Here is an 11,489-nt window from a genome sequence, read left to right on the forward strand (position 1 = left end):
AAGGGCGGCCGGTAAAGCAGGCGGCTGCGGATGCCCGTCAGGGGGCATCCGCAGCCGCCCTCCCCGTCAGAGGTACTGACCGGTGTTGGCCACCGTGTCGATGGAGCGTCCGGTGTCGGCGCCCTGCTTTCCGGTGACGAGGGTGCGGATGAATACGATCCGCTCGCCCTTCTTTCCGGAGATCCGGGCCCAGTCGTCCGGGTTGGTGGTGTTCGGCAGGTCCTCGTTCTCCTTGAACTCGTCCACGCACGCCTGGAGGAGGTGGGAGACCCGCAGACCCTTCTGGCTGTGCTCCAGGAAGTCCTTGATGGCCATCTTCTTCGCGCGGTCCACGATGTTCTGGATCATCGCGCCCGAGTTGAAGTCCTTGAAGTAGAGGACTTCCTTGTCGCCGTTGGCGTACGTGACCTCCAGGAAGCGGTTCTCCTCGGTCTCGGCGTACATCTGCTCCACGACGGTCTGGATCATGCTGTGGACGGTGCCGGCCCGGGAGTCCTGGTGTTCGGACAGGTCGTCCGTGTGGAGGGGCAGGGATTCCTTGAGGTACTTCGCGAAGATGTCCTTCGCGGCCTGGGCGTCCGGGCGCTCGATCTTGATCTTCACGTCGAGGCGGCCGGGGCGCAGGATGGCCGGGTCGATCATGTCCTCGCGGTTGGAGGCGCCGATGACGATGACGTTCTCCAGGCCCTCCACTCCGTCGATCTCGGCGAGGAGCTGGGGGACGATGGTGTTCTCCACGTCCGAGCTGACGCCGGAGCCGCGGGTGCGGAAGAGGGATTCCATCTCGTCGAAGAAGACGATGACGGGGGTGCCCTCGCTCGCCTTCTCCCGGGCGCGCTGGAAGACGAGGCGGATGTGCCGCTCGGTCTCGCCGACGTACTTGTTGAGGAGTTCGGGGCCCTTGATGTTCAGGAAGTAGGACTTCCCGGCGGGCTGTCCGGTCACCTCGGCGACCTTCTTGGCAAGGGAGTTGGCCACGGCCTTGGCGATGAGCGTCTTGCCGCAGCCGGGCGGACCGTAGAGCAGGATGCCCTTGGGGGGGCGCAGTTCGTGTTCCTTGAAGAGGTCCGGGTAGAGGTAGGGGAGCTCGACGGCGTCGCGGATCAGCTCGATCTGGTCGCCCAGGCCGCCGATCTTGTCGTAGTCGATGTCCGGGACCTCTTCGAGGACGAGTTCCTCGACCTCGCTCTTGGGGACGACCTCGTAGACGTAGCCGGAGCGGGGTTCGAGCAGCAGGGCGTCGCCGGGGCGGATGGTGATGTCCAGGAGCGGCTCGGCGAGCCTCACCACCCTTTCCTCGTCGGTGTGCCCGACCACCAGGGCGCGTTCGCCGTCCTCAAGGATCTCCTTGAGGGTGACGATGTCCCCGGCCCGTTCGAACTGCATGGCTTCGACCACGTTGAGGGCTTCGTTGAGCATGACCTCCTGGCCGCGCCGGAGGTCGTCCGGGGCGACGCTGGGGCTGACGTTCACCCGGAGCTTGCGGCCGCCGGTGAAGATGTCGACGGTGCCGTCGTCGTTCGACTGCAGGAAGACACCGAAGCCGGCCGGCGGCTGTGCGAGGCGGTCGACTTCCTCCTTGAGGGCCACGATCTGGTCGCGGGCCTCACGGAGGGTATTCGCCAGCCGCTCGTTCTGGGTGGAGATGCCGGCCAGATTTGTCTGGAGCTCGACGATCCGCTCTTCGAGAATCCTCGTGTGTCGCGGAGAGTCGGCGAGCTTACGTCGCAGGACGGCGATTTCCTGCTCTAGAAAGGCAACCTGGCCAGCGGGGTCCTCAGACCCTCGCCCGGGCCGGATGCCGCGGTTGATGTCGTCGTCGTGGGCTGCCACGGTCCTCACCTCCTCCAAGGGGAGCTGGACGCTTCCTGACCCTACCTGGGCTGGTGGTGATTGAAACCCCTAGATCACAAAGACGGTAGAGGTGTGTCCGATCTTCACCCTTGCGTACTCCCTCACGCCAAGGAAATACCCACCCATCAACATCGGAAAGCGGCCGGTTGTAAGGTCGAACTGTTCAACACCCGTCAGAGCCCGTGCGACTTGCCGCACGGGGCGACGGAAACGGATCACTCAGCGCAGGGAACGGCAGGAGATATGACCGTGCAGCAGGAGGCGACGCCCGGCCACGCGGGCGGCACCGGGGAGCCGCTCGAGGTCTGGATCGACCAGGACCTCTGTACCGGGGACGGCATCTGCGCGCAGTACGCGCCGGAGGTGTTCGAGCTGGACATCGATGGTCTGGCGTATGTGAAGAGTGCTGAGGACGAGCTTCTCCAGGAGGCGGGGGCGACCGCTCCGGTTCCGCTGACGCTGCTCCAGGACGTGGTCGACTCGGCGAAGGAATGCCCGGGTGACTGTATTCACGTAAGGCGCGTTTCGGACAGGGTCGAGGTCTTCGGTCCCGACGCGGAGTGAGGGTTCAAACACTTCTGGCGGCGGAATCCGTCAGCTCCTGGCGGAATTTTCCGTCGCTCCAGTGCCACTTGGCGAAGCGTTTCTCGTCGGGGCAGCAGCGCGGCACCTCCGTCGAGGAGTAGCCGAGGAGAGTGGCGGTGACCGTGCCGTCGCGGACGGTGAGGTCGAGGGCGGTCCGGCGCTGTGCGGTGTCGAGCAGGGTGGCCACGACGCGGGGGCCGGCGGCGGGGTCCTGGCCGCGGGTGAGTACGTAGAGCGCGTGGGGCGGGGTGCCGGAGCCCGCTTCGCAGCGGACGGCGGCCACGGTCTCGGGGCGGCCGTCGCCGTCGAGGTCCCCGTGGGCGCTCTCCGTGACGGCGCGGGGCGAGCCCTTGCAGTCCAGCGGGTAGGTGGCGGCCCGGGCGTCGGGGGCGGTGGTCCGCGGGTCCTCGCCGGCCGGGGTGGTGTTCCCGGGCGGAGTGGCCGCCGGGGCGCCGGTGGCGGGCTGGACGATCCCCGCGACGGCTATGACGGCGGCGACGGCCGCGGCCGTGGCGAGCCAGTGGAGTGGCCTGGCGCGGCGGTGCGCCGGTTCCGGCTCGGCGGGGTGGTGCGGCACGCGGGGTGTCTCCTGTGCGGGGAGGGGTGACGGGGAGCCCGCATCGTGCCACACCTCGTACGGGGGTGGAACGGCCGGGTCCGGGCGGGCCGGAGTGCTTTCCCTGTCAACGCGGCGACGCCGCGCCGTAGTTCCCGGATCGTCGGGGGAACTGCGGTGCGGCGTCGTCGTGTCGGGCGGCGGTGTACCGGCCGTCCCGTGTCGGTCAGTCCCGGTCGGCGGAGGCGGCGGAGCGGCCGGAGGCGCTGCCGGGGCCGTCGTAGTCGTCGCCGTAGGCGCCCTTGGCGGGGCGGCGGCGGCGCATCGGGGTCTCGACGCCGTCGGCGAGGCGGCGGGCGGTGACGAGGAAGCCGGTGTGGCCGATCATCCGGTGGTCCGGGCGGACGGCGAGGCCCTCGACGTGCCAGTTGCGGATCATCGATTCCCAGGGCTGCGGTTCGGCGTAGCAGCCGAACTCGCGGATGGATTCGACGGTCCGGGAGAGCTGGGTGGTGGTGGCCACGTAGCAGCAGAGGATGCCGCCGGGGACCAGGGCCTTGGAGACGGCCTCCAGGCATTCCCAGGGGGCGAGCATGTCGAGGATGACACGGTCGACGTCGGTGTCGGACAGGTTGTCCTGGAGGTCACCGACGGTCAGCTGCCACGCGGGGTGGGGGCCGCCGAAGTAGCGTTCCACGTTGGCGGTGGCGATCTCGGCGAAGTCCGCGCGGCGCTCGTAGCTGTGGAGCATGCCCTGGTCGCCGATGGCGCGCAGCAGGAAGCTGCTCAGGGAGCCGGAGCCCACACCTGCCTCCACGACGCGGGCGCCGGGGAAGATGTCGGCGAAGGCCAGGATCTGGCCCGCGTCCTTGGGGTAGACCACGGCGGCGCCGCGGGGCATGGACAGGACATAGTCGGGGAGCAGGGGGCGCAGCGCGAGGTACGCGACGTTACCCGTGGTACGGACAACACTGCCCTCGGGAGCACCGATCAGCTCGTCGTGCGGGAAGGAACCCTTGTGGGTGTGGAAATTCTTCCCGGCTTCGAGCGTGAACGTGTAGTGGCGGCCCTTGGGGTCGGTGAGCTGAACCTGGTCCCCGACCTTGAAGGGCCCGCGTCGGCGGGCGGCACCGGTCGGTTCGGACATGTGACCAGTGTATTGGGTTCAGGAGTGGGGCCGTGCCATGGCCTTCACGAAGGCCTTCTCGACGTCGAGGGTGGACAGGACGCCGTAGATGTGACCGCCGGGTTCGAGGACGAGGTATTCGGTGGCGGGGGTGGCGCGGAGGTGGTCGAGGAGTTCTTCGCCGGTGAGGTCGGCGGAGACCTTCATTCCGTCGGTGAGGTCCTGGGCGAGGGTGCTGACGGCGACCCAGGGGCGTCGGTGTTCGGGGACGGAGGCGATGGCGGTCTCGCGGACGATGGCGGTGGGGTCCCCGTGTCCGTCGACGACGACGAGGGCGCGGGCCCCGGCCTCGTTGGCGCGGCGGAGGGCTTCGGAGAGGGGGGTGGTGCTCTCGACGGGGATGGCGCGGCGGGTGAGGGTGCGGGCGCGCAGGTCGGGGAGGTGTTCGCGCAGGCGGGCCAGGCGCAGGCTGTTGCCGGCGCCGGTCCAGATGATGGCGGCGAGGATGGCGGCGAGCAGGGCGTCCATGACGGTGTTCATGCCGCCGGCCTGCTGGCTGCGGACGCCGAGGATGCCGGTGTGGGTGAGGAGGGGGAGGCCGAGGAGGACGGCGACGGCGAGGCCGCGGCCGACCCAGGCGGCGGCGACGGTTCCGGTCATGGGTTTGCCGGTGATGCCCCAGATGACGGCGCGGAGCATGCGTCCGCCGTCGAGGGGGAGGCCGGGCAGGAGGTTGAAGGCGGCGACGAGGAGGTTGGAGATCATCAGGCCGCCGAGGAGGACGCCGGGGACGCTGGCGGGCTGGACGGCAGTCATGCCGAGATAGAAGGCTCCGGCGAGGAGGAGGGAGAGGAGGGGGCCGACGAAGGCGAGGACGAATTCGCGGCCGGGGGTCTCGGATTCCTTCTCGATCTCGGAGACGCCGCCGAAGAACTGGAGCTGGATGCGGCGGACGGGGAGTTTGAAGCGCAGGGCGGCGACGGTGTGGGCGAGTTCGTGGACGAGGACGGAGGCGTAGAAGGCGACGGCGAAGAAGAGGGAGACGAGGTAGCGGACGAGGCCGAGGTCGGGCAGGACGCGGTCGAGCTGGTCGCCGAAGACCCAGGTGATGAGGGCGGCGACGAGGAACCAGCTGGGGGAGACGTAGACGGGTACGCCGAAGGGGCGGCCCATGAGGATTCCGCCGCCCGGTCCGGAGCGGCGGCCTGCGCGCTCGCCGGTTTCGTCGGTGTCTGCCACGGGTGTCCTTCGTTCGGTGCGGTCCGGCGGGGGTCGGTTCCGTCGGTGCCTTCTGTGGGGTCCCCTGCCCATTTCGGTGCGGTTTCAGCCGCGCCGTAGCGGGGTGGGATGTACTGATCATGCAGGGCGAGGGGGTCCGGCGTCGATGGTATGCCGGTGCTGTCGGTGGTGGGTCGTAGGGTTTTGTCCATGACGACGAACCCCGGTACCGGTCCGGTCGAGGTGGCGCCCGGCGCCGCGCGGCCCATGTCGCTCTCTCCTTCGCGGGCGGGCGATTTCATGCGGTGTCCCCTGCTGTACCGGTTCCGGGTGATCGACAGGCTGCCGGAGAAGCCCAGTGCGGCGGCGACGCGGGGGACGCTGGTGCACGCGGTGCTGGAGCGGCTCTTCGATCATCCGGCCGGGGAGCGGACGGCGCCGCGGGCGAAGGCGTTGGTGCCGGGGCAGTGGGAGCGGTTGCTGGAGGCGCGGCCGGAGCTGGCGGAGCTGTTCCCGGAGGGGGACGGTGGGGCGGGGCTGGCGCAGTGGCTGACGGAGGCCGAGGCGTTGGTGGAGCGCTGGTTCACTCTGGAGGACCCGACGCGGCTGGAGCCGGTGGAGCGGGAGTTCTTCGTGGAGACGGAGCTGGAGTCGGGTCTGCGGTTGCGGGGGATCATCGACCGGGTGGATGTGGCGCCGACGGGTGAGGTGCGCATCGTGGACTACAAGACGGGGAAGGCGCCGAGGCCGCAGTACGCGGAGGAGGCGTTGTTCCAGATGAAGTTCTACGCGTTGGTGGTGTGGCGGTTGAAGCGGGTGGTGCCGCGGCGGCTGCAGCTGGTGTATCTGGGCAGTGGGGAGGTGGTGACGTACGACCCGGTGGTGGCGGATCTGGAGCGGGTGGAGCGGAAGCTGCTGGCGTTGTGGGAGGCGATCCAGGAGGCGACGGAGACGGGTGTGTGGCTGCCCCGGCCGACGAAGTTGTGCGGTTGGTGTGATCACCGGGCGGTGTGTCCGGAGTTCGGGGGGACTCCTCCGGTGTATCCGCTGGCGGTGGTGGAGCGCCCGGCGGGGTCCTGACCGGCGGGTCAGGGCAGAATGGGCGGGGTCCGCCGAGACCGTCCGACGATGATGATGAGGGAGACCCTGTGGCGATCCGCGTCCTGCTGGTCGACGACCAGCCACTGCTGCGCACCGGTTTCCGGATGATTCTGGAGGCCGAGCAGGATCTTGCGGTGGTGGGTGAGGCGGGGGACGGTCTGCAGGCGCTGGACCAGGTGCGGGCGCTTCAGCCGGATGTGGTGCTGATGGACATCCGGATGCCTCGGATGGACGGGGTGGAGGCGACGCGTCAGATCACCGGTCCGGGGCGGGACGGGCCGGCGAAGGTGCTCGTGCTGACGACCTTCGATCTGGACGAGTACGTGGTGGAGGCGTTGCGGGCGGGGGCGAGCGGGTTCCTGCTCAAGGACGCGCCCGCTCATGAGCTGGTGCAGGCGATCCGGGTGGTGGCGGCGGGTGAGGCGATGCTGGCGCCGAGCATCACGCGGCGGTTGCTGGACAAGTACGCGGGTCATCTGCCGTCGGGTGAGGAGCGTCTCCCGGATGTGCTGGGGACGCTGACCGAGCGGGAGGCCGAGGTGCTGCGGCTGGTGGCCCGGGGTCTGTCGAACGCGGAGATCGCGGCGGAGCTGTTCGTGAGTGAGACGACGGTGAAGACGCATGTGGGGCACGTGCTGACGAAGCTGGGTCTGCGGGACCGGGTGCAGGCGGCGGTGTACGCGTACGAGAGCGGTCTGGTGCGGCCCGGCGCGCAGTAGGTGTGCCCGGTGGCCGGGCGGGTGGTGGCCGGGCGGGTGGTGGCCGGGCGGGTGGTGGCCGGGGGTGGCCGGGTCCGGGAGCGGTGTGCGGGCCCGCCCCCGGGTGTGGTCCGGGGGCGGGTGTCCTGTGCCGGTGTGTGTGGTCCGCCGGCGGGCACTGCTGGTCTCAGCCGCTGACGCCCCGGCCGAGTTCCCAGAGCTGGAGGTCGGAGATGGCGTTGACCGCCCATTCCACTCCGGTGATCCCGTCGCGGGCGGCGACGTACTGCTTGCCCTGCCACAGGGGCAGGACGGGTACGTCGTCGGCGACGATGTCCTGCATCTCCGTGAGCGCGGGGACGGCGTCGTTGCGGTCGGCGGCGCGGCGGGAGTCGGGGATGAGTTTGGTGCGCACCGTGTTGTTGGCGTAGGGGGTGCCCAGGAAGTTGTCCTGCTCCAGGAAGGGGGCGAGGAAGTTGTCGGCGTCCGGGTAGTCGGGGAACCAGCCGAGTCCGTAGGCGGCGTAGTCGCCCTTCTTCTGGGCGGGGCGGAAGTCGGCCCATTCGCTGCCCTGGACGGTGACGTCGAAGAGCTGGGTGGAGTTCAGCTGGGTCTTGAGGGCCTCGAACTCGGCGGCGGTGCCGTCGCCGTAGTGGTCGGTGGTGTAGTTCAGGGTCAGCTTGACCGGGGTCTTGATGCCGGCGTCCTTCAGCAGGGTGGCGGCCTTGGGTGTGTTGGCCTCGCCGTACTTGTTGTAGAAGGAGTTGACGTGGCCGGTCACGCTGGTGGGGACCAGGGAGTAGAGGGGTTGTGCGGTGCGCCCGTAGGTCTTGGAGATCAGGGCGTTGCGGTCGACGGCTGCGGCGAGGGCCTGGCGTACGGCCTTCTCCTTGACCACGGGGGCTTCGGTGTTGAAGGCGAGGTAGCGGATCTCCAGGCCGGGCATCGGGACGAGGTTGACGCCCTTGGGGGGTTTGGTGGTGAACTCGGTGATCTGGGTGGGTGACAGGGTGCGGGAGACGACGTGGATCTTCCCGTCGGTGAGTGCCTTGCCCATGGTCGCGGAGTCGGTGAAGGTGCGCAGTTCGGCCCGGTCGTTCTGCGGCTTGAGGTCGCCCCGGTAGTGGGGGTTCTTGGTGAAGACGGCGCGGACCAGGCGGTTGTCCTTGGTCTCGGCCTTCATCGTGTAGGGGCCGGAGCCGTCGAGGACGAAGCCTTCGCGGAGTTTCCCGGCGGCGTAGTTCTTCTCGCTGACGATGCCGGTGGCGGGGGTGGAGAGTTTGTACGGGAAGGTCGCGTCCGGGGTCTTCAGGTGGAAGACGACGGTGTCGGTGCCCTTGGTCTCGACGGTGTCGAGGGTGGAGAGGAGCGCTGAGGGGCCGTTCTCGTCCTTGATGGCCAGGACGCGGTCGATGGAGAACTTGACGTCCTTGGCGGTGAGCGGGGCGCCGTCGGCGAACTTCAGTCCGGGGCGCAGGGTGCACCGGTAGCTCTCGTTGACGGTGTCGGTGAAGCGGCATTCGGAGGCTGCTTCGGGGACGGGCCGGCCGCCGCCGCGGGGGGTGTGCATGAGGGTCTGGAGGGTCTGGCGCAGGACGTTCCAGGTGCCGGCGTCGTAGGCGTGGGCCGGGTCGAAGGGGGCGGTGGCGTAGTCGGCGGCCTCGAACCGGTCGGTGGTTCCGACGACGATCGCTCCGGATGCCGCTCCGCCGCCGCTCGCTCCGCCGCAGGCGGTGAGTGTGGGGGTGAGCAGTCCGGCGGCGGCCGTCAGCACCAGGGTCTTGCGGTTCATTCTGGACGTACTCCCTCGACCGGCGCTTGTCTCGCAGCGTGTGGAGGGCACTTCGCGGTGGTCGCCCGTTGCGGGCGGAGCGATCGGGCCGGTGTGTTTGACGATCGGTCCACGTGCTCACGGAACGGGGGTGTCGTCCGGGAGGCTGAGGTGCGGTGCAGTGCCCGTGTCGACATTAGTGGCCTGTGGTGGGGTGGCTGGAACCGGCCGGAGCGGGGGCGGGGTCGTGCGGGGAGGGGAACGGACCGCCTGTTCATGTACAGGTCGTCTCAGATTCGGTCAGTAGATGATCAATCGGGACACAAGGGAAGGTCCGGGAGGGTTCGGGAGTGTCCGGCGGGGGTGCGGTGGGTGATCAAGGTCACCCGCCGCGACGGGCCTGGAGGGTGGGAATTTCAGCCCCGGGAGCCTCGGACGGAAGATCCTTCCGTCCGAGGGTGCCGCGGCGGGCATTCCGTTCGGTACGGAGCGTGCCCGGTCAGTTCACCGCGGTGATGAGGGAGCGCAGGAACGGCAGGTCCACGTCCTCCAGGGAGCGGACCACGGTGCGGCCCGGTGCGGGGGCGATCAGGCCGACCGAGGGGACGGCCACGACCCGGCAGCCGGCGGCCTCGGCTGCGGCCACCCCGGTGGCGGTGTCCTCGATGACGGCGCAGCGGGAGGGGTGCGCGCCCAGGACGCGGGCGGCGAGCAGGTAGGGGTCGGGGTGCGGCTTGGTGCGGGGCACCTCGTCCCCGGCGACGCTGAGGGCGAACCGTTCGGGGCCCAGGGAGCGCAGGACGCGGTCGATGACGCGGCGGTGGGAGGCGGAGACGAGGGCGGTGGGGACGTTGTGGCGGGCCAGCTCGGCCAGCAGCCGTTCGGCGCCGGGCATCAGCGGGACGCGGTCGGCGATGCGGGCCTCGAAGCGTTCGTTGAGCAGGACGCTGAGGTCGGCGACGGTGATGGCGGCGCCGGTGGACTCGATCAGGAAGGCGGCGCTGCGGGTCATGGGGCCGCCGACGACGATGTCGCGCCAGGACTCGTCGAGCCGGTGTCCGAGCTCGCCGAAGACGTCCACCTCGACGTCCCACCAGAACCCCTCGGTGTCGACGAGGGTGCCGTCCATGTCGAGCAGCACCGCCTGGAGGGCCGAGCCGTCGGCCGTACGGGCGACGGGGGCGGAAACGGTGCTGGTCATGCGCACGCCTCTCAGAAGGGACGAGAAGGCCGGTCACCTCTCCTGCGGGTCCTGCCCGCAGGAGAGAACGACCGGCCTGTACGGGACCGATAAGTGTACGTCGGTCCGTCTCAGCGTGCGTTGAAATACTTCGCTTCGGGGTGGTGGATGACGATGGCGTCGGTGGACTGTTCGGGGTGGAGCTGGAACTCCTCCGAGAGGTGGACGCCGATCCGCTCGGGCCGGAGGAGCTCGGCGATCTTCGCCCTGTCCTCCAGGTCGGGGCAGGCTCCGTAGCCGAGGGAGAAGCGGGCGCCGCGGTACTTGAGGTCGAACATGTCGGTGACCTCGGCCGGGTCCTCGCCGCCGAAGCCGAGTTCGGCGCGGACGCGGGCGTGCCAGTACTCGGCCATGGCCTCGGCGAGCTGGACGGAGAGTCCGTGCAGCTCCAGGTAGTCGCGGTAGGCGTCCGCTTCGAACAGTTTGGCGGTGGCCTCGCCGATCCGGCTGCCGACGGTGACGACCTGGAGGCCGACCACGTCGGTCTCGCCGGACTCCTCGGGGCGGAAGAAGTCGGCGAGGCACAGGCGGCGGCCCCGGCGCTGGCGGGGGAAGGTGAAGCGGGTCCGCTCGTTGCCCTGTTCGTCCAGGATGATCAGGTCCTCGCCCTTGGAGACGCAGGGGAAGTACCCGTAGACGACGGCGGCTTCGAGGAGGTTCTCGGTGTGGAGCTTGTCGAGCAGTCCGCGCAGGCGCGGGCGGCCCTCGCTCTCGACGAGTTCCTCGTAGGTCGCGCCGCCCGCGCGGGCCTGCTTGAGGCCCCACTGGCCCTTGAAGAGGGCCTGTTCGTCGAGCCAGGAGGCGTAGTCCTTGAGCGGGATGCCCTTGACGACGCGGGTGCCCCAGAACGGCGGGGTGGGGAGGGGGTTGTCGACGGAGACGTCGGAACGGCCGCCCGGCTCCTCGGCCTCGTCCGTGTCGAGGACGGGGGTGGCCCGCTTGGCGACGCGGCGCTGCTTGAGTTCGGGCAGGGTGGCGCCGGGGACGCCGCGCTTCACGGCGATGAGGGCGTCCATGAGGCGGAGTCCTTCGAAGGCATCCCGCGCGTAACGGACTTCGCCTTCGTAGATCTCGTGGAGATCCTGCTCGACGTAGGCGCGGGTGAGGGCGGCGCCACCGAGGATCACGGGATAGTCCGCGGCCAGCTTGCGCTGGTTCAGCTCCTGAAGATTCTCCTTCATGATCACCGTGGACTTCACCAGCAGCCCCGACATCCCGATCACATCGGCCCGGTGCTCCACCGCCGCCTCCAGGATCGCCGAAACCGGCTGCTTGATCCCGATGTTCACCACGTTGTAACCATTGTTCGACAGAATAATGTCGACCAGATTCTTACCGAT

General features: G+C 69.4%; 10 protein-coding genes. 3 read left to right on the top strand and 7 right to left on the bottom strand.

The window, feature by feature from the left end:
• Positions 1 to 66 precede the first annotated feature (66 nt).
• Complete coding sequence (gene arc / locus ACIA5F_RS22365; protein ID WP_399355608.1) at positions 67 to 1,833, bottom strand: proteasome ATPase; 1,767 nt, start codon at positions 1,831 to 1,833, stop codon at positions 67 to 69.
• 264 nt (positions 1,834 to 2,097) lie between these two features.
• Here arc and ACIA5F_RS22370 point away from each other — a divergent pair, with 264 nt between their 5' ends.
• Positions 2,098 to 2,418 carry a ferredoxin gene (locus ACIA5F_RS22370; RefSeq protein WP_399355610.1) on the top strand — a complete coding sequence of 107 codons (321 nt, stop codon included), beginning with the start codon at positions 2,098 to 2,100 and terminating at the stop codon, positions 2,416 to 2,418.
• A gap of 4 nt (positions 2,419 to 2,422) precedes the next feature.
• On the opposite strand, the gene ACIA5F_RS22375 is transcribed toward ACIA5F_RS22370, so the two are convergent.
• From ACIA5F_RS22375 to ACIA5F_RS22385, 3 genes are all read right to left on the bottom strand, one after another.
• A complete protein-coding gene (locus ACIA5F_RS22375; RefSeq protein ID WP_399355612.1) occupies positions 2,423 to 3,016 on the bottom strand; it encodes a hypothetical protein in 594 nt (197 codons plus the stop codon).
• Positions 3,017 to 3,221: 205 nt separating this feature from the next.
• Entirely contained in the window at positions 3,222 to 4,142 is a 921-nt protein-coding gene (locus ACIA5F_RS22380) for a tRNA (adenine-N1)-methyltransferase (protein ID WP_399355614.1), read from the bottom strand.
• 18 nt (positions 4,143 to 4,160) lie between these two features.
• Positions 4,161 to 5,294 (bottom strand): site-2 protease family protein, encoded by a 1,134-nt coding sequence (locus ACIA5F_RS22385; protein ID WP_399355635.1) that lies wholly within the window; start codon positions 5,292 to 5,294, stop codon positions 4,161 to 4,163.
• Positions 5,295 to 5,549: 255 nt separating this feature from the next.
• Here ACIA5F_RS22385 and ACIA5F_RS22390 point away from each other — a divergent pair, with 255 nt between their 5' ends.
• Both ACIA5F_RS22390 and ACIA5F_RS22395 read left to right on the top strand, forming a co-directional pair.
• Complete coding sequence (locus ACIA5F_RS22390) at positions 5,550 to 6,419, top strand: RecB family exonuclease (RefSeq protein WP_399355616.1); 870 nt, start codon at positions 5,550 to 5,552, stop codon at positions 6,417 to 6,419.
• A gap of 68 nt (positions 6,420 to 6,487) precedes the next feature.
• The gene (locus ACIA5F_RS22395) at positions 6,488 to 7,159 is read left to right on the top strand and encodes a response regulator (RefSeq protein ID WP_399355617.1); all 672 of its coding nucleotides are present in this window, start codon (positions 6,488 to 6,490) and stop codon (positions 7,157 to 7,159) included.
• Between the two features lie 166 nt (positions 7,160 to 7,325).
• On the opposite strand, the gene ACIA5F_RS22400 is transcribed toward ACIA5F_RS22395, so the two are convergent.
• The 3 genes from ACIA5F_RS22400 to ACIA5F_RS22410 form a co-directional block, all read right to left on the bottom strand.
• A complete protein-coding gene (locus ACIA5F_RS22400; RefSeq protein WP_399355619.1) occupies positions 7,326 to 8,930 on the bottom strand; it encodes an ABC transporter substrate-binding protein in 1,605 nt (534 codons plus the stop codon).
• Positions 8,931 to 9,408: 478 nt separating this feature from the next.
• Positions 9,409 to 10,110, bottom strand: a complete 702-nt coding sequence (locus tag ACIA5F_RS22405) for an HAD family hydrolase (protein ID WP_399355621.1) — start codon at positions 10,108 to 10,110, stop codon at positions 9,409 to 9,411.
• Between the two features lie 110 nt (positions 10,111 to 10,220).
• A partial coding sequence (locus ACIA5F_RS22410; RefSeq protein WP_399355623.1) for a vitamin B12 dependent-methionine synthase activation domain-containing protein occupies positions 10,221 to 11,489 on the bottom strand: 1,269 nt, incomplete at its 5' end.

It is taken from the genome of Streptomyces sp. NPDC051567 (assembly GCF_044454165.1).
Taxonomy (GTDB): Bacteria; Actinomycetota; Actinomycetes; order Streptomycetales; family Streptomycetaceae; genus Streptomyces.